The 19,999-nt window shown below is 36.7% G+C and carries 13 protein-coding genes, 1 tRNA gene and 1 pseudogene; 4 read left to right on the top strand and 11 right to left on the bottom strand.

Annotated elements, in window-relative coordinates; translation table 11 throughout:
* The first annotated feature begins 335 nt into the window (after positions 1 to 335).
* Complete coding sequence (locus ACFIK7_RS07385; protein WP_273790694.1) at positions 336 to 1,904, top strand: TerC family protein; 1,569 nt, start codon at positions 336 to 338, stop codon at positions 1,902 to 1,904.
* 621 nt (positions 1,905 to 2,525) lie between these two features.
* Here ACFIK7_RS07385 and ACFIK7_RS07380 read toward each other — a convergent pair.
* The 4 genes and pseudogenes from ACFIK7_RS07380 to ACFIK7_RS07365 form a co-directional block, all read right to left on the bottom strand.
* Positions 2,526 to 2,636, bottom strand: coding sequence for a hypothetical protein (locus ACFIK7_RS07380; RefSeq protein WP_404977256.1), 111 nt, complete (start codon positions 2,634 to 2,636; stop codon positions 2,526 to 2,528).
* 231 nt (positions 2,637 to 2,867) lie between these two features.
* Positions 2,868 to 3,113, bottom strand: a complete 246-nt coding sequence (locus ACFIK7_RS07375) for a hypothetical protein (RefSeq protein ID WP_375631223.1) — start codon at positions 3,111 to 3,113, stop codon at positions 2,868 to 2,870.
* Positions 3,114 to 4,529: 1,416 nt separating this feature from the next.
* A pseudogene (locus tag ACFIK7_RS07370) lies at positions 4,530 to 4,839 on the bottom strand (YbfB/YjiJ family MFS transporter).
* Between the two features lie 535 nt (positions 4,840 to 5,374).
* A tRNA-Arg gene (locus tag ACFIK7_RS07365) sits at positions 5,375 to 5,451 on the bottom strand.
* 263 nt (positions 5,452 to 5,714) lie between these two features.
* Here ACFIK7_RS07365 and ACFIK7_RS07360 point away from each other — a divergent pair.
* Together ACFIK7_RS07360 and ACFIK7_RS07355 are read left to right on the top strand one after the other, a co-directional pair.
* Positions 5,715 to 6,488 (top strand): NAD kinase, encoded by a 774-nt coding sequence (locus ACFIK7_RS07360; RefSeq protein ID WP_273790691.1) that lies wholly within the window; start codon positions 5,715 to 5,717, stop codon positions 6,486 to 6,488.
* 146 nt (positions 6,489 to 6,634) lie between these two features.
* Positions 6,635 to 8,038 carry a DEAD/DEAH box helicase gene (locus tag ACFIK7_RS07355; protein ID WP_375631225.1) on the top strand — a complete coding sequence of 468 codons (1,404 nt, stop codon included), beginning with the start codon at positions 6,635 to 6,637 and terminating at the stop codon, positions 8,036 to 8,038.
* Positions 8,039 to 8,097: 59 nt separating this feature from the next.
* Here the strand turns inward: ACFIK7_RS07355 and gltX (ACFIK7_RS07350) are convergent, their stop codons facing one another.
* The 7 genes from gltX (ACFIK7_RS07350) to ACFIK7_RS07320 form a co-directional block, all read right to left on the bottom strand.
* Positions 8,098 to 9,471, bottom strand: a complete 1,374-nt coding sequence (gltX, locus tag ACFIK7_RS07350) for a glutamate--tRNA ligase (RefSeq protein WP_273790689.1) — start codon at positions 9,469 to 9,471, stop codon at positions 8,098 to 8,100.
* Between the two features lie 10 nt (positions 9,472 to 9,481).
* Positions 9,482 to 11,143 (bottom strand): NAD+ synthase, encoded by a 1,662-nt coding sequence (locus ACFIK7_RS07345; protein WP_375663175.1) that lies wholly within the window; start codon positions 11,141 to 11,143, stop codon positions 9,482 to 9,484.
* Positions 11,144 to 11,266: 123 nt separating this feature from the next.
* The gene (locus ACFIK7_RS07340) at positions 11,267 to 12,646 is read right to left on the bottom strand and encodes a class II 3-deoxy-7-phosphoheptulonate synthase (protein WP_273790687.1); all 1,380 of its coding nucleotides are present in this window, start codon (positions 12,644 to 12,646) and stop codon (positions 11,267 to 11,269) included.
* A gap of 68 nt (positions 12,647 to 12,714) precedes the next feature.
* Entirely contained in the window at positions 12,715 to 14,106 is a 1,392-nt protein-coding gene (gor, locus tag ACFIK7_RS07335; RefSeq protein ID WP_273790686.1) for a glutathione-disulfide reductase, read from the bottom strand.
* 203 nt (positions 14,107 to 14,309) lie between these two features.
* Positions 14,310 to 14,879, bottom strand: a complete 570-nt coding sequence (locus tag ACFIK7_RS07330; protein WP_273790685.1) for a DUF2059 domain-containing protein — start codon at positions 14,877 to 14,879, stop codon at positions 14,310 to 14,312.
* 107 nt (positions 14,880 to 14,986) lie between these two features.
* On the bottom strand, positions 14,987 to 15,691 hold the full coding sequence (rpiA, locus tag ACFIK7_RS07325; RefSeq protein ID WP_273790684.1) for a ribose-5-phosphate isomerase RpiA: 705 nt from the start codon (positions 15,689 to 15,691) through the stop codon (positions 14,987 to 14,989).
* A 482-nt stretch (positions 15,692 to 16,173) separates the two neighbouring features.
* Positions 16,174 to 18,432 (bottom strand): ComEC/Rec2 family competence protein, encoded by a 2,259-nt coding sequence (locus ACFIK7_RS07320; RefSeq protein ID WP_375643543.1) that lies wholly within the window; start codon positions 18,430 to 18,432, stop codon positions 16,174 to 16,176.
* Between the two features lie 111 nt (positions 18,433 to 18,543).
* Here ACFIK7_RS07320 and gltX (ACFIK7_RS07315) point away from each other — a divergent pair, with 111 nt between their 5' ends.
* The gene (gltX, locus tag ACFIK7_RS07315) at positions 18,544 to 19,974 is read left to right on the top strand and encodes a glutamate--tRNA ligase (protein ID WP_375658131.1); all 1,431 of its coding nucleotides are present in this window, start codon (positions 18,544 to 18,546) and stop codon (positions 19,972 to 19,974) included.
* Positions 19,975 to 19,999: the final 25 nt, after the last annotated feature.

The raw sequence follows: 19,999 nt of genomic DNA, 5'->3' as shown, positions 1-19,999 counted from the left end.
TAAAAATATGATATTCACCACTTGATCTTATATAAAAATAAACCCATTATAAGAAGCTTTATAAATAAATGTTCTGATTGTTACACAGAACCTATAGTTAGAGGATTATCGAGCATAATGCCCGAGCAAAATTTAGAGGGACCTTCTTGTGGTTGTAAGCGGGATGGGGCATCATTTTGTTTTATCAGCAATCACATGCATTCAAGCAATATTGTGTTGTTTTTTTCTTTGAATATAAGTTTTCTTACATACAATGTTCATGATCCAATATACGAATAAAAGCCTATGAATTTTTTTTGTCAATCGCGCGCTTTTAAGCTTATAAAAGGTAAGGAATGATGGAATGGATCACTGATCCCCATGCGTGGTTTGGTTTGATCACGCTGGTTTTTCTCGAAATTGTTTTAGGAATAGATAACCTTATCTTTATTGCAATTTTAGCTGAAAAATTGCCACTGCATTTGCGTGACCGCGCACGCTTTATAGGTCTTACTTTAGCATTAATTATGCGGCTTTTCCTTCTTACAGTTATTGGATGGGTTATGAGACTCGATAGGGTCATTCTTTCACTTTCATCTTTTGTATTTAGTTGGCATAGCTTTATTTTAATCGGTGGTGGAGCCTTTTTGCTAGCAAAGGGAACGCTAGAATTACATGAAAGGTTAGAAGGGGTATCACATGAAAGAAAAACAGGCCTTGGTTATGCTGTTTTTTGGCAAGTAATCGTCCAAGTCGTGGTGCTGGATGCCGTTTTTTCACTAGACAGTATTATTACCGCAACAGGTATGATTGCAAAAGAGCAGGCAGCAGTTATGTATATCGCAGTCATAGCTGCTATGGGAGTAATGATGTGCGGATCTGGTGCTCTTATGCGTTTTATTAATCGTCATCCCACTATTGTAATCCTTTGTCTTGGTTTTTTGATGATGATTGGTTTTACTCTCATTGTTGAAGGGTTTGGTTTTCATATTCCAAAAGGGTATTTGTATGCTGCTATTGGTTTTTCTGTTCTCATCGAAGTTTTTAATCAAATTGGACGTCGTAACCGTGAAAAAATGATTAAAACGAATGATCTACGCAGTAGAACAGCTGATGCTGTTTTGAGGCTCTTAGGAGGAGGAAGCAAAGATAGTCACCTTGCTGAGACTGTAGATGTTATTGCTGAACAGGCCGCAGCATCTGAGTTGTTTAGACCAGAAGAAAAGGAGATGATTCGTGGTGTTCTCGATTTAGCTGATCGCCCTGTTCGCTCTATCATGTCGCCGCGTAATGAAATTGAATGGTTAGATTTAAATGCTGATGAAAATGAAATGCGTGAAGAATTACAAAAGGTTAAACATAGCCGCTTAATTCTTGCGCGTGAAAAAGTGGATGAATTTGTTGGCGTTGCGTTGACAAAAGATCTTCTTTTGAATTTGGCTGAGGGGAAAAAGATTAATTGGAAAAAAGCTATGCGAGAACCCCTCGTTGTTCATGAAAACACAAGTGTTTTACGATTGATGGAGCAATTACGTCATTCTTCGATTCAGCTTGCAATTATTGTTGATGAGCATGGATCTTTTGAAGGAATTGCAACACCAACCGATATTCTTGAAGCTATTGCAGGAGACTTTCCTGATGACGATGAAGAACTCATGATCGCAGAACAACTTGAAAATGGCAGTCTTCTTGTTGAGGGATATGCTGATATCCGCCGTTTAAGTGGTTATCTTGGGCGTAACCTTGTGGATGAAGCAGATCGTTATACGACTCTGGCAGGCTTTATGCTTTGGCAGTTTGGTCATTTACCAAATGAGGGAGAAAGCTTTGAAACTGATGGTTTACACTTTAAAGTGATTGAAATGGAACGCCGAAACATATCTAAAATCCTTATTTCTCCACTTGTATCACCAGAAAAAAACTAATTCTTTTTATCAGCAAAATAAATAAAAAGATTTTTTTATGATTAAAAATTGAAAAGAATAAGCAGTTGATAACTCAATTGCATTTCATTATTTTTATATTTTTTTAAGCGTAAAATAATGACATACAAAAGTTATATATCAATGAACTTTCCATTATAAAAAATTTTCATTGATGATTGACGAAAAGCTGGAAGAGAGAAAATGGTGCAAAATTATTTGTCAATGGTCATTAATCTCAAAACAATGAATATATACAACATATTGATTTATAATAATTATTTATTACAATATTACCTTTATATCAAGAAAGCCTCTTTCAAACATCAGATTTCCGCCAATGGATAAAACTCCACCATTGTTGAGTTCACTCAACTGATGATGGCATCTTTAAACCAGACTCTGGCTCCTATAATCTTTTTAGATCTTCTTGATATTTCTTAAGGAGCTATTCCTTATCTTTTGTTTCGATAAATTTAGCTATTTTTTTCCTTCCAAGAATGAGACTCAACCTCTCTGGAAAGGCCCTTATTAAGAACTTTGTTTTTCTTCTAGATAGCTCATATTTTTGCTACTTTTTAATTAAAGCGTAGCTGAGCTGCTTAGATTTCACCACTTCTTTGACTAAAGCCAATGCACGTTCAGATGAATCTGTTGGGTATTTTCATCAAAGCCTAAATGATCCTCTGCACTGAAACTTTGATAATAAGATTGTAAGGTTGCAACATCACCCAATAAAGACAGTGCACCAATATGAAGTAAGCTATAATCTGCATCATATACCTTGATAACCTTTATGTGCCTCCAACTTCACTCTATCGCCAAGGTGGTGCTCCATATCTGGAATAAAAGCATTTATGAAGATCAATTTTTTCTATCGCCTATTTCAAGACATAATCAAGCTTAATTCCAACCAATCTGCATTATATTTCTTCTTCACAAACTCTCCACCCCTTTTTATCAAAATCAAGCTGTAGATCTTGTAAGTGCTGAGAATTGATAGGGATCAATTACCACGCAGGCAGCAGCTAAAATACCAGTCGTAATCGAAACTCCAAAATCAAATTGCGGATAACCTTTGATAATTGCGTCATTATAAAGAATTTGTACTTCACAATCTGGTAGTTTGTAACGTGCTGAATAATTATCTACCTCTTTAATTTTTTCAACAGACCAATCAAGATTTTTGAAGAACACTTTTGTACTCTCCATGATGAAAAAATTCTTTGCTCTACCTCAAAAGAGGTTGTATCCATATCAAAAGTCAAAAGCGAAGCAGATTTTTGCAAACAAAAGTGATAACGCCGTGTAAGAGAAGAATCTTATCAATAAGGTCTTTGGTGATTTCTTTTGCGACGTCTAAACGAGATGGAATCTTATTCATAAAAAAACACAATAAAGTCAATAGGTTTTGTGCAATTATTTTATATAAATCCCATTTAAAATCTACACTTTTATACGTGATTTAATTGACCATTTTTTATAAACAATTACCATGTATGAATAGACCACAAAAAGCAAATCATGATGCAAATGTTATAACGCATGTAAACATTCAAATGAAGTGAAAAGCAGCTATCATTCATAACAGTTCATAAATTTTATGATACGTTTTTATCACACACAAATCGTATTGTTAAAAACGTAATCGTTTGAAATTATCGATAAACATAAATTGCATACGTTTAAAGAATGGTATGGGGTTTACTCTTTTTTTGAGCTAAACCTTAAAAAAATAATCATTTGAAACTATCATAAGATAGGTTTTAATTCATTAAGGGCACATAAAAGGATTTAAAGACAAGTCAATTTTAAAGCACCACTTACTAAAAAGTTAGTAAATGATAGGCAGACATTATGGAGATACTATCATCACAACAAGTCTTGCATTGCCATATACATTACCTCTAATCACGATATAATCAGGAGATCTTGACATTGCCATAAACAGAGCCGTAGACCTTAGTATGACACCCCACACTAGCATTGCCCTAAACCTTGCCTAAACAACCGCATGATCATAAACCGCGGCATTGCTATAAATACGTACACTACCGGATAATTTTTCATTCCCATAAACCCACGCATAATGATAAACTCAACCGTTATAAAAAAGATGAGCATTGTCATAAACATGAGCACCAAAATACACATAGGTTTTATCACATATAAGGGTATTGCCATAGACATAGCCCCCAATGGCAGTATTGCCATAGCCCCTTGTATTTTCATAAACACGACTAGATTTTACAACACGGCATTATCAGCAACCCAGTAATTGCCATCATGAGAGAGGTTGCTTTCAATTTCAATAAAAGCATCTAGACCGCCTTTCTTACATCACCAAAATCTCTTAAAGTACGAATGCGATATAATGCCAGTCACGAAATCCATTTGATTGATCTATTCATATTTTGGATGGTTTTTTCTGATTAACAGGAGCGGTTTCATTTGCAATGAAAGAAATAACGGAGGTGTTTTTTGATATAGTTGTTATAATTAAACCTATATGTTTTTAAAAATTTTGAACAGACATTAAGCTAACTCCAAACCAAATGTTTGTTGAATCAAGTGCTCTGTTCAAACTAATAATAACATATTCATTACCTAGTAGTAGAATATCAACTCCTACACCTGCATAAAGCGAAGCAATAATCCGCCCATATGGCTATGCTGTATGACTATAATAGAACCAAAAATCATCATTGCTGCACTCGCAACACCAGCAGCAAAACGGATCAAAAGGACTAAGTGTTAATGCTATGAAAATAATAAGTGCACTCATTACTATAGCTGCATAAGATAGCATACGAGGAGCAAGAAATATATTCCAAATTCTGCCAAACGTAAAGAACATACTCCCAACTAAATAACCATCATAATTAGCGCTTGGTATATAAGAACGTTGATTAAAGGTAAACAATCCCTCATCCAACATAACTGGCAATATTGGTGTATAGAGAAATCACCAAATACCCATAGCAAAACCATACCGAATACAGCATTTTGAAACAATTCAAATCTTGAAGGTTGTTTTTCCTCCTTATTGTTCCTTTAACTGGTGATATTTCTCATCCGCGTTCCATCTCACCATAACAGCCTTTAGCTCCAAAAATAGAATAAAAGAAAATTTAGCTATCTATTTTAATGCTCAAAACAATATATTTAGCGATCTACTATCAACATTGCCAGATCAGTTGTACAATAACATATTGAATTAATATGTATTTTTATGTTATAAATGTTTATAGTTAAATTGAAAGCATATTTAGATAATCTTGTTTTTTATCTCGATATTCAAAATGACTAACCGAAGAATTATATACGCAGCCGTAAATTTTGCTTCTCTTAAAATCATTTGCTTATTCGCTAAAAAACTTAATAAACAACTCAAATAACCATTTTCATAAAAGAGGAAATTGGCTTCTTTTTAGGTAATATTGTTATTTAGGATAATATGAAGTTGAAAAATTTGGTGCACCCGACAGAATTCGAATCTGTGACCTCTGCCTTCGGAGGGCAGCGCTCTATCCAGCTGAGCTACGGGTGCTTCACACTGATTATTAAAATCAGTTATGGTCTTTTAACTAATCATACTCTTAGCTTCAATGCTAAATTATCATTCTAATAAAAAAATTACTTGTTTGTGATTTATCTAACGACGCACTCCTTTTACTTTTTAATGATACTTTACCTTGAAATAACTTCTCTTTATTCAATGCTCTTTTTATTATAAAAAGAGCTTTTATTACAACTTCAAAACTCTCATAAATAAGTTACAACATAAATTATAAGTATCAGGATAATTTTTAAATGGCTACATTACCAAGTCGCTTTCATTTTATTTCCGCAGAAACTGAGGAGGCTATCAAAGCTACCCATAAATTAATTTCCGTTTATGGTCATTCTTCTCTGGAAGAAACTGATATTGTTGTTGCAATCGGTGGTGATGGGACAATGTTACAAACCGTACGAGACGTCATGAACACAGGCAAACCTATTTATGGCATGAATCAAGGTTCTGTAGGATTTCTTATGAATGAATTTCATGAAAAAAAATTGCCCAATCGTATTGCTGCCGCACATAAAAAAGAAATCCATCCCCTGCGCATGATTGCAAAATCTGAATGTCAAGATTCTATCGAGGCGCTTGCAATTAATGAAGTATCCCTCTTTCGGCAATCTTATCAAGCCGCAAAAATTCGCATCACCATTGATAACAACGTACGCATGGAACAATTAAGTTGTGATGGTGTCCTCGTCGCTACACCAGCTGGATCAACCGCCTATAATTTATCAGCACAAGGACCTATCTTACCTCTTATGGCTCCCCTTATGGCCCTCACTCCTGTTAGCCCTTTTCGCCCTCGGCGTTGGCATGGAGCTTTGCTTCCCAATACAGTAACAGTGCGCTTTGATATGCTTGAACCTGACAAACGCCCTGTAAATGCTGCTGCAGATAATATTGAAGTTAAATCTGTCCATTCAGTTACTATTTCAATGGCAACAGAAGTAACAGCTTCAATCCTTTTTGACTCAAATCATTCATGGGATGAGCGCATTTTATCAGAACAATTTCGCTATTAATGATTGTATTATGCGTTTTATGTGTATATGATTGTTATAGTTAATTTTTTTGTAAAAACATCTTAACACTTTTAAAGAGTGTAGAATATTGGTTATAATTATCATTTAGATAACGCAGTTAAAATCACAGAGCAGTTGATAAAAAAATGATACCATCTTTAAACAGTTTTGATGATTTAGGTCTTTCCGCAAAGGTTATTAATGCGGTGAAATCAGCGGGGTATACAGCTCCAACACCTATTCAAAGCGAAACAATTCCGCATGTCCTTCAAAGAAAAGACGTTTTAGGAATCGCCCAAACGGGAACAGGTAAAACTGCCTCTTTCGTATTGCCTATGCTCACTCTCCTTGAAAAAGGTCGTGCAAGAGCACGAATGCCCCGTACGCTCATCTTAGAACCAACAAGAGAAATTGCAGCTCAAGTTGAAGAAAATTTCGATAAATACGGAATAAATCATCGTTTAAATGTTGCTCTTTTGATTGGTGGAGTTTCTTTTGAACTCCAAGATCGCAAACTTGAACGGGGAGCTGATGTTCTTATAGCAACACCAGGGCGCCTTCTTGATCATTGCGAGCGCGGTAAACTGCTCCTGATGGGCGTTGAAATCCTTGTGATTGATGAAGCTGATCGCATGTTGGATATGGGCTTTATTCCTGATATTGAACGCATCTGTAAGCTAACTCCTTTTACGCGTCAAACTTTGTTCTTTTCTGCAACAATGGCGCCAGAAATTACAAAACTAACGAAACAATTTTTACATTCTCCTGTATCTGTTGAAGTTACAAAAGCATCCTCAACTGCAACCACAATTACACAGCGGCTTGTCAAATCTGGAAATAAATCATGGGATAAAAGAGCGGTTTTACGAGAGCTTATCCAAAATGAAGGTGCAGAGCTTCAAAATGCAATCATTTTCTGTAATCGAAAGAGAGATATCTCTGAACTTTTTAGATCGCTCATCAAACATAACTTTAATGTAGGGGCACTTCATGGAGATATGGACCAATATTCGCGCATGAACACCCTAGCTGATTTTAAAAATAATAAACTTACACTTCTTGTTGCTTCTGATGTTGCTGCCCGTGGACTCGATATTCCAGCTGTAAGTCATGTATTTAACTATGATGTTCCTACACATGCTGAAGACTATATCCATCGAATTGGTCGTACAGGGCGTGCAAATCGCAGCGGAAAAGCTTTTACAATTGTCACAAAAGCTGATCAAAAATATATCAATGCCATCGAAGAAATGAGTAATGAAAAAATTGAATGGCTCAATGGAGATCTCTCAACTTTAATAGCTGATGATCAAACAGAAGATATTGTTGTAAAGAAAAAATCTTCAAAACCATCAAAGAAAACTGCTCCAAAAGAGCCTGTTGTTCACACTAAAAAATCTGTAGAAGAGAATAAAATAGAATATATCAAAAATGCAAATAATAAGGAGAAGCCATCTGAGCAACAACGCTCACGAAAAAATAAGAATTACACACCCATTGGATTTGGTGATGATATTCCTGCTTTCATGCTTATAAAAACGTGTAAATAAACCCGTTCTTTACTCTCTTTAAGAGTGAAATGAACGAAATACTTTAAAAAAATCCGCTCTTATTTCCTAGAGAGCCTTTCCGTTACCTTTTCACGCCCTAAAAGCTGCAAAATTTTTCCCATTTCAGGTCCATGATCCATGCCCGTAAGTGCCTGACGTAATGGCATAAATAAAGCTTTTCCTTTTCGACCTGTTTTTTCTTTTAATGCTGTTGTCCAAATTTTCCAACTTTCCTCATTCAAAGCACCTTCAGGTAAGAAATCGAGTGATTGGTGCACAAAAGCACGATCCTCTAGTGCTACTGTATCAAAATTCTGTTCATCATGAATGATTTTCCACCAAAAAACAGCATCATTGACTTTATTAATATTGCTTCTTATCGCGTTCCAGAAATATTCCGCCTTATCTCCCTCAATAGAAAGTTTTTTAAGGCGCATTTTTACTTCCTCATAGGTTAACTCATGGACAAGATGACTATTTAAAGCAAGAAGATCAGCAATATCAAATTTTGCAACGGATCTTGACGTATCTTGGAGATTAAAATGCTCTAAAAGCGCAGCTTGATTGGGATAGGGATGCACATTTTGCGATGTCCCAATCAAAACGGCAAGGCATTGAACAGCTATAGATTCAAATCCTTCTTCCCGTAGAGAACGAATAGAAAGATCATTATTACGTTTTGAAAATCCTTTTCCTAAAACTGTCGCCAATAAATTGGTATGAGCAAAAACCGGTAATTCTGCATTAAGAGCTTTAAAAAGAGCAATTTGAGCGCCTGTATTTGTAATATGATCATCCCCACGAATAATATGCGTAATAGCCATATCTACATCATCAACAATAGACGGCAATGTATAAAGATAGGTTCCATCTTCACGAATAAGAACAGGATCTGAAAGAGAAGCTAAATCAATCGTCTGCTTTCCCTTTATTGCATCATTCCAGCAAACTTCTGTTCGCTTTGTGTGTAAAGGATCACTTTCAAAATTAGGAAGAAGAAAACGCCAATGGGGTTTACGACCTTGTGATTCAAAGTTTTTTCTCTCTTCTGTTGTCAACTTCAATGCTGCACGGTCATAAACAGGAGGCAATTTGCGTGAAAGCTGGATTTTACGACGCCGCTCTAATTCCTCTGTTGTCTCATAACAAGGATAAAGAAGACCACGTTGTTTGAGAATTTCTGCCACTTCATCATATCGATTAAATCGCTTGGATTGGTAATAAATTGCATCTGGTTGAATACCAAGCCATTCAAGGTCAACAGCAATAGCATCGATATATTCTTGTTTAGAACGTTCAATATCTGTATCATCATAGCGTAAAATAAATTCTCCCTTATACGCTTGCGCATAAAGCCAGTTGAAAAGCGCAATACGGATATTGCCAATATGAATATAACCTGTTGGAGAGGGAGCAAAACGAACTTTAACCATAAAATAATACTCAATTTTTATCGCGAAAATGATTGACTATGGGATAGCGACGATCGCGTCCGAAATTTTTGTAACTGATTTTTACACCAGGCGCAGATTGACGCCTTTTATATTCGGCACCATAAAGAAGCTGTTCAACTTTCGCAACAGTTTCTCGTGAATGTCCACGTTTAACAATATCACAAATACTCATGTCATTTTCTACAAGAGATTGTAATATATCATCTAAAATAGGATAAGGCGGAAGAGAATCTCCATCTTTTTGATTTTCTCGCAACTCTGCAGAAGGCGCTTTTTCTATAATATTGGATGGAATGACAATCCCTTCTGGTCCTCTTAAATTGTGCAAGTGATTTTTATTGCGCCACTCAGCTAATGCATAAACCTGCATTTTATAAATATCTTTTATAGGATTAAACCCGCCATTCATATCCCCATACAGTGTTGCATATCCCACAGCCATTTCTGACTTATTGCCTGTCGTTACCACCATTGAACCGAATTTATTTGAAAGCGCCATTAAAACTGTACCGCGTATACGACTTTGAAGATTTTCTTCTGTTATATCAGGGGGTAACCCTGAAAAAACAGGTGCCATTGTTTCAAGAAAAGCTTCAACAGCTTGCTCAATCGGTATGATTTCATAACGACATCCCAAAAGATCAGCGCATTCTTTAGCATCTTTTAATGATTCTTGCGAAGTATAATGATAGGGCATCATAATGGTGCGAACCCTCTCAGCACCAAGAGCATCCACCGCCATTGCCGTACACAGGGCTGAATCAATTCCTCCTGAAAGACCAAGAATAACATCCTTAAAGCCGTTTTTATTAACGTAATCTTTCAACCCCAAAACACAAGCTTGATAATCAGCCGCTAATCCATTGAGAAGACTTTCATTAGGACCTGAAATACAGTGCCATCCCGTCGTTGTTTTTTGCCAATGGCTTAAAGCAATATGGCTATCAAAGTGTTTCATTTGAAATATCTTTTTGCCTTGTCCATTCAAGGCAAAAGACCCACCATCAAAAACGAGCTCATCTTGACCACCTACTTGATTAGCGTAGATAATTGGCACTCCAGATCGTAGAGCTTGCGTATGAATAACATCTATACGTTTTAAAGTTTTATTACGATAGTAGGGAGATCCGTTAAGGACAAGAATAATTTCCGCTCCTTTATCTTTAAGCTCTGTACTCAGAGAGGAATCATTCCAAAGATCCTCACAAATGACTATTCCTAATTTGATTCCATGATAGACAATAGGCTGAGGACGTGGACCTGAAGAAAATAAACGCTTTTCATCAAATTCAGCATAATTAGGTAAATCAAACTTCAAACTTTCGGCAATGACTCTCCCTTCATCAAGAACCATGACAGCGTTGTAAATATTACCATTGCGCCTTAATGGAAGACCAATGACAATTCCTGGTCCGCCTACGGTTATCTTTGCTAATTTTTCAACAGTCTCTTCACATGTTTTTGTAAAAGCAGGTTTTAGAACAAGATCTTCCGGCGGATAAGCGCTTATAAAAAGTTCCGTGAATAAAACAAGATCAGCCCCCTCTTCTTTGGCCTTTTGATGCGCCATGACAGCTAAAGAAAAATTCCCCTCAATATCACCGACAATAGGATTCAATTGGGCAATTGATACCCGAAAATCATTTTTCATAAGCCTTTGTATCATTTCATCAGTTTAGCAACCACAACTTTATTCTTCATCATCGGAAATATCACTTTTTTAAAAATTCTCTTCTGCCATAATGACCTAAAAAAATATTAAGTAAATTTTTGCCTACCCCTCAGCAGCAATTGCTAACGAGTCAGTCGCACGATTTTTTTTAAGGAGTTCAGCAACAAGAAAAGCCAATTCTAACGCTTGATCTGCATTTAGCCGAGGATCACATTGCGTATGATAACGATCAGATAGATCGTCCACAGAAATGGCATGCGCCCCTCCTGTACATTCAGTAACATCACGACCTGTCATCTCAATATGAATGCCTCCTGGATAAGTTCCTTCTCCACGATGCACTGCAAAAAAATTCTCTACTTCTTTTAAAACATAATCAAAGGGACGCGTCTTATAACCATTGGCAGTAATTGTATTGCCATGCATTGGATCACATGACCATATAACCGCACGCTTCTCGCGTTCAACGGCACGGATGAGTTTAGGCAGATAACGTTCAACTTTATCATAACCAAAGCGCGTAATGAGAGTAAGCCGCCCCAACTCGTTTTCAGGATTTAAAATATCAATTAATTTTAAAAGCTCATCAGACTCAATGGAAGGACCACATTTTAATCCTATAGGATTTTTAATGCCGCGACAATATTCAACGTGAGCATGGTCAATCTGACGCGTACGGTCACCAATCCATAACATATGACCAGATGTTGCATACCAATTTCCTGAAGTTGAATCAATCCGAGTCAAAGCCTCTTCATAACCAAGCAACAGTGCTTCATGACTGGTATAAAAAGATGTTTCACGCAATGAAGAATGTGTTTTGGATGTAATCCCTATAGAACGCATAAAATCAATTGCTTCAGAAATACGCTCTGCCAATAATTCATAACGTTCCCCCTGCGGACTGTTAGAAACAAAACTCAACATCCATGTGTGAACATTTTCTAAATTAGCATAGCCACCTTGTGAAAAAGCACGCAATAGATTAAGTGTTGCCGCAGATTGGCGATAAGCCATAGACATCCGTTGCGGATCTGGAATACGAGAACCGGCTTCAAATTCAATGCCATTAATAATATCCCCACGATAAGCAGGAAATTCAACCCCCTCTTTTCTTTCTATATCAGAAGAGCGAGGCTTTGCAAATTGACCAGCAATACGACCAATCTTAACAACCGGTTTAGAACTACCAAAGGTTAAAACAATCGCCATTTGCAAAAATACGCGAAAAAAATCACGGATATTATCAGCTTCATGTTCTGCAAAGCTTTCGGCACAATCACCACCTTGTAATAAAAAAGCTTGGCCTTTCGCAACGGCTGCTAATTCATTTTTTAAATCACGTGCTTCACCGGCAAAAACTAAAGGAGGATAGCTTCTCAGTTTTCGCTCAACATCTTCTAACATAGACTTATCCGGATAAGTCGGAACTTGTTTAATTGGCCTTGTTCTCCAAGTGTCAGGCGCCCATTCTTTTATCATTACACTCTCTCTAAAGATTAAGCTTAAAGATTAGCATATCAAAAACTTTTTACCATAATATATGCTGTTTAACTTTCTATTTTCTTCCCATTTTCATATATATAACTTGGTTTATACATTGTTACCAATTCTTCTGCCATCGTTGGATGCACTGCCATCGTCTCGTCAAAGATATCCTTCGTCAGCTTACCCTTGAGAGATATCCCTATAAGCTGTGCCATCTCACCAGCATTTTCCCCTAAAATATGAGCGCCCACAACAATACGGCTTTCACCATCAACAATGAGTTTCATAAGCATTTTCTCTGAACTACCAGAAAGAACATTACGCATAGGACGAAAAACTGTACGATAAATTTCAAGACGCTTATAACGCTTTACCGCCTCTTCTTCTGAAAGCCCCACCGTTCCAATCTCTGGCTGTGAAAAAACTGCTGTTGTAATTAAATCATAATCAGGTGTTGTGGGAATATTCTCAAATGCTGTCTTAACAAAACACATTGCATCATGAATCGCAACAGGTGTTAATTGAATATGACCTGTTACATCACCAACAGCCCAAATATGGGGGATATTTGTTGTCATTTTCTCATCAACAACAACTGCACCAAATTCATCCACTTGAACACCTGCCCTATCAAGTCTTAAACCCGTTGTATTTGGTACACGCCCCGTAGCCAACATAATCTGATCGGCACTGATTATTTTCCCATTTGATAAAACAACTTCATAACAATTTTCTGCAGCCTGCACTTTAGAAATTGTTATTCCGTAGAGAATAGAAATCCCTTTTTCAATCATTGCATCGCTGAGCAATTGCCGCAAATCATGATCAAAATTACGAAGGATTAAATCACTCCGATGGAGGAGTGTTGTTTTTACACCTAATTCATGAAAAATATTAGCAAATTCAACACCAATATACCCTCCACCAACAATGACTATTGATTTTGGGAGTTGATCAAGGTCAAAAATCTCATTAGAAGTAAGGCAAAATTCACCACCTTCTATGGGAGTATTTTGTGCAAATTTTGCTCCCGTTGCAATCAAAATTTTTTCTGCACTTACCCGCTCACCCGTGGCAGAAAGCTCTAATGTGTGATCATCTATAAAAGTAGCACGACTTTCATAAATATGCACATTGTTATTTTCTAATCCCTTACGATACAGCCCTTCTAACCTTGATATTTCTTTATTTTTAGCTGCAACCAACTTTTCCCAGCTAAAAATTGGATCCGCATATTCCCACCCAAAACCAACACTTTTCTTAAATTCTTTTACATATTGTGATGCATAAACATAAAGTTTTTTGGGAACGCAACCACGAATAACACAAGTGCCCCCTATACGATATTCCTCTGCTATAGCGACCCGCTTGCCAAGACCTCCAGCAAGCCGTGCTGCACGCACTCCACCAGAACCACTTCCAATAACAAATAAATCAAAATCAAAAGAGCCCACGAATTATTCCTTCTTATATAGCTGCAAGAATAGGCTAAGGTCTTTTATTATCAAATGAAAGTCTTTTTTTCTTTTGAAGAAGCATTTTTTATAAAGCAGTATTCTAAAAAGACCTACTCTCATTAAAATATTAAAAACGGCGGGAAAACCGCCGCTATAAAAAAAATCAGAAATTGCCCATTGTTGTCATGATATCGATCAAGCTATTTTTTATTTTCTGAAGATTCTGATTTTATTGGCATATTTGTAGGCATAGTAGAATTATTCAAATTAAGTGTTTCAGACATCTCTTTTTTCACATTTTCTACAAGATCCCGCATAAGAGCAGTACGCCATATATCAAATGCTGAATAAGAATCACGTGCAATATTGGGGACTTCTGTCAAAAACTTTTTACCGGTATCAGAATTATAAAATGTTGTTATCGCATCAAGCTCTTTTTGAGTAAAATATTTTGCATATACATGAGCAATCTCTTTTTCTAGATCAGAGCGCCTTTTAATTAAAGCAAGCGCCTGCTTATCAACAATATCAGAAATAGCTGTTGCTAAATTCGGATCATCGCTGATCAGTTCATTTTTGAAATCATGGACCGCATTTGGTAAAAAACTATCAAATTGATCCGTTGCATGAATAGCTCTGATTGCCTTTCGCGCTGAATCCAAATGTTGATCACTCACACCTTGTGCATAAACCGTTCCAACATTTACAAAAAAAATAGCAATTACACCAAAATATACGACAAAACGCTGAAAAGAAAATATTATTTTCATTTAATGATTACCCCGATAGCTAATTATAATTTTAATTCGTTATTCTACCTAAAATCTTTAAGACCCTTTATTTACTGTGCTAACATATCATCATGTAAATGCCTTTTCTAAAAATCAAACGGTTCTAAAACTTTTATTTGACCATCAGCCATAGCGACAATTGCACGTGAAGCCAACCCCAAAAAAAGGCCATGCTCAACAACACCAGGAATAGCAAGAAGTGCATCCGATAATGGTTTTGGTTGCAAAATGCAGCCCCAAAATGCATCAAGAATAAAATGGCCACCATCTGTTTCAAAAGGATCTTTTCCATTCATTCGCAATGAAATTTTTCCAGAAAGCCCTAAATCATCAGCGACTTTTTCAATGGCTCTGCATGTTGTGTGGATACCAAATGGATTAACTTCAATTGGTAGTGCAAAAGCACCAAGTCTTTTTACCACCTTTGTTTCATCCGCAATGACAAGCATTGCACGAGATGCCGATGCTACAATTTTTTCATACAACAATGCTCCCCCTCCCCCTTTAATGAGCATCATCTCAGGACCAATTTCATCTGCTCCGTCAATATCAAGGTCCAGCTCAGGTATTTGTTCTAAAGTGCTAACAGGCACTCCAAACTTATGACAGAGTTGTTCAGAATATCTTGAAGTAGCAACACCAGTCACACGCAAACCATCCGCAACACGCTCACCTAGAAGACGAATAAATTCATTGACTGTCGAACCAGATCCGATACCAAGCCGCATACCATCTTCAACAAACTCAAGCGCTTTAATAGCTGCCATTTTTTTTAACTGCTGAACATTCATGAATGACTTTGCCTTCTATCCGTATAAGCAGCATTTATCACCCCTATTACCACCGATAATAATGATAATAAAAGATAACCTCTTGACGCAATCTATTTAAATTTACCATCATCTTTTGCTTGAAGAGATGTTACCCGTTATAGAAATATATGATAAGAATAAAATAGAATAATCAACAATTATCTTTTTTATTTCTTTGAGAAGATTTGTTAGCATTTTTTTCATTCAATAAGAATTTTTGATTTATCTTGTGCTATCAATAGGATGCACAAAGATGCACATATCAATTTTTTTGAAAAAATTAAAATGATCAGATATAAAAAATCATCTATTTCTAGAAAACTGTAGATTATTATCTCGTTTCAATGACGTTGATAAAATTACCAATCTAAATACCGTAAAATATTATGAGAAAAGTCTTCTGTTATTTTTTGTTTTGTCATTATCCAAATGTGAAGCAAAATATGACCGATTATATGTTTTTATGAATGCTGTCTGTGCATATTCCATGGTCTATGAAACCCTAGAGAAGACCAAATAATATCTCCACCTTTGGTCATCATAACGCTTCCTCGTGATAACAATTGTTGAGGCATAAATATTATTTTTGCCTTCTTGTAACAAGTTGGATTATGCATCATAAATGTCTGAATGAGAATATCTGCCTCTACACATTGATCTGTTTCTCTCTGTAAAACGATCACTTTTAATCCATTATCCAATAAAGATGTACATACATGATAATCACAAATAAATTGTCCGTGCAACGAAGGACCATATTTTGTTGGTTTAATCGTTTCATTCACACGAAATGACTTTTTCCATATGGATGTCGTGAACTTAGAAATATGGTAACGATCAATATATAATTTTTTATCATGGATAACGCCCACGAGACGCATATTATCTGCTATAATCAGTTGTACAGGTGAATGCATTACACAAATAGAAATACCTGCCAAAATAAACAAACTAAAAAAGAGCCGGATGGGTGTTTTGCAAAAAGTCAGTCCAACCAAGCCTATGCTCAATAAAACTAACGCTGATAACGGCATAAAACCAGGATTCAAATCAGGAGAAATAGCCTTGATAGCATGTGCAATCTTTATTACAAGATCAACTCCAAAACCCATAATTTGAAGAGGAAGCCATTCGAATCCTCCTAACATTGCAAGAACTGCGATTAATCCAAAGGGAATGACAAAAATTGAGATGACAGGCAAAGCAAAAGCATTACTAATAATGCTCAAAGATGCCATATTAGAAAAATGATAAGCAGCATAAATTCCACTTGCACTCCCTGCAACAAAGGAAGAAGCACATGTTGAAAGCATCGATGAGAAAACAAAATTTATCACTCCTCCTCCAACATAAGAGGGTGTTGTTTTTCTTTTACGAAAAAATGATCTTCCACTCCACCAATCAAAAAAAGCGATCAAAGCAGCAGTCGCAGAAAAGGACATTTGAAAGCTAGGACCTAATATTTCATGGGGTGTCATCGCTAGAGTTATCAACCCTGCAATGGAAAAATTACGCATTGTTATAGCAGAGCGATTACACAATATAGCAACCAACATAACAGCAATCATCACAAAACTTCTTTGCGCTGATATTGCTAAGCCCGACAATAACAAATAAAAAGCTGTTATCATAAAAGCAACGATAGCAGCAAATTTTTTACTGGAATAATAGGAAGAAAAAACTGGAAAAAATGCTAAAAAACTACGGATACTCAAAAGAACTATGCCGCTTAACAACGCCATATGTAAACCTGATATTGATAAAATATGAGCTAATCCAGCTGTACGTAATGCTTCATTTGTCTCATTTGAAATACCAGCACGCTGCCCTGTTATGAGGGCAGCTGCAACACTCCCCTTTTCTCCTTCAAGGGCTATATGGATTCTTTGTGTCATCTTCGTGCGTAAATTTTCAATTTTCTGTAGAATGATAGCGAATATTCCATCAGGCTGCGAAACGAATATTTTTCTTGGTTTTTCTAAATAAACGCCTTGTGCTCCAATTCTTTTAAAATAATTATGAAAACTAAAATCGTAGCCTCCTGGACGCACAGGCCCAGAGAATGCACGAATCTTAACTTTTCCATGCAGTCCATCACCAATCGCTAAGCCAGATGGCAAATATCTTGCCGATAAACGAACACGATGAAGACTATGGCGTAATACAGGATTTTCTGTATTCAAAATCTCCAAAACTAAACGAAATCCTCCTTTGGCACCTGACTCAATAGAAACAATTCTTCCCGTCAATGTAGTGACAATGTCACTGCTTAGCATGGGTGTTGCAATACGCCACGTTTCTATTTTTGCCGCTAAAGCACCCAATATAATACAAAACAGAAACCCCACGGGAATCCATATTTTTCGATAAAAACGTGCAACATAGAATATTCCCAGAAAAATACTGACCAACGCCCCCAATTGTCCCCAACTTGGTTCCCACTCTAAATGAAAATAGAAAATGATTCCTAGGGCAAAAAAGACTAAAATCAGCGAAAAAAGGATACCAAAAGAAACTTCTTTATTGATACAATCTTCTAACCATTTGCGAAAAAAAATGATTACTTCTTTTAAGAGTGTCAATAAAAAAAGTTTTTGTTGGTTATAGCTACCGTTCTTTGCATCATCATATCTAGAAAAAACACTCTGCCCTATCTGACATGGCTTTTTTCCTTCTGTAACAGATTTTTCGGATAAACCCTCTTTACTTTTATAAAACATCAGTCCCCCACTTTAACTCGCAATACGGCTATTGCACGCCCCATCACTTATGCTAACATGACTTTTCTATAAAATTCCATAAGTAATATCTTAGTTTAAAGGAAAATATTCGTGTCTGTTATTACTCGTTTTGCCCCTTCACCCACTGGCTTCCTTCATATTGGTGGTGCTCGTACTGCTCTTTTTAATTGGCTTTATGCAAAACATACCGGTGGAAAAATGCTTTTACGAATTGAAGATACAGACCGAGAGCGTTCAACAGAAGCAGCTGTAAAAGCCATTATAGATGGCTTGCACTGGATGGGTCTTAGTTATGATGGCGCCCCTATTTCGCAATTCGAACGAGCAGAACGTCACCGCCAAATCGCTGAACAGTTGGTCAAGAATGGTAAAGCATATTATTGTTATGCTTCACCTGAAGAGTTAGCTGAAATGCGTGAAAAAGCCCGTGCAGAAGGGCGCCCACCACGTTATGATGGACGTTGGCGCGACCGTGATAGTTCTGAAGCTCCTAAAGGTGTTAAGCCTGTTATTCGCATCAAAGCCCCTCAAGATGGAGAAACGATTGTACATGATCGTGTTCAAGGTGATGTCCGTTTTCCTAATAAAGATCTCGATGACTTCATTATTTTGCGTTCTGATGGTTCGCCTACCTATATGCATGCTGTTGTCGTTGATGATCATGATATGGGCATCACACATATTATACGTGGTGACGATCATCTTACCAACGCAGCCCGACAAACGATTATCTTTAAAGCAATGGGATGGGACATTCCTGTTATGGCCCATATTCCTCTTATCCATGGTGAAAACGGTGCAAAATTATCAAAGCGACATGGTGCGCTCGGTGTTGATGCCTACCGAACAATGGGATATCTTCCTGCTGCTTTGCGCAATTACCTTGTCCGTTTAGGTTGGAGTCATGGTGATGACGAACTGATGTCACTTAAAGATATGATTTCTTGGTTTGATATTGAGGATATTAACAAAGGTGCTGCTCGTTTTGATCTCAAAAAGCTCGATTCCATCAACGGACACTATATGCGTATGAGTAATGATCAAGAACTTTTTGATGCCGCTCTTAATATTCTACCAGAAACCGATAGGGGAGCACAAATTATTGAAAAACTTGATGAAAAACGCCGTGTTCAATTTTTAAAAGCAATCCCGCATTTGAAAGAACGTTCAAAAACACTGTGCGAACTGATTGACAATGCCTCCTTCATTTTTACGCAACGACCTTTACAACTTGATGAAAAAGCTCAAATGCTCTTAGATAAAAATGGACGAACCATTTTAAACGATCTTTATCTTGCTCTGAAAGCGTGCCCCTCTTGGGATACAAAAACTCTAGATGAAACACTTCGCTCTTTTGTCCAAACACAGAATCTCAAATTTGGATCTATCGCCCAACCACTTCGCGCAGCTCTTACAGGATGTGCAACATCACCAGGTGTTTTGGATATTCTTATTTTATTAGGACGCGATGAATCCCTTCATCGCATCAAGGACCAACTTATCACAACAATATGCCCATGATGTGCACTGAGTATATTTCCTCAAA

The organism is Bartonella sp. CL266QHHD (genome assembly GCF_042195355.1).
Taxonomy (GTDB): domain Bacteria; phylum Pseudomonadota; class Alphaproteobacteria; order Rhizobiales; family Rhizobiaceae; genus Bartonella.
This window is presented reverse-complemented; position numbering and strand designations above follow the sequence as displayed.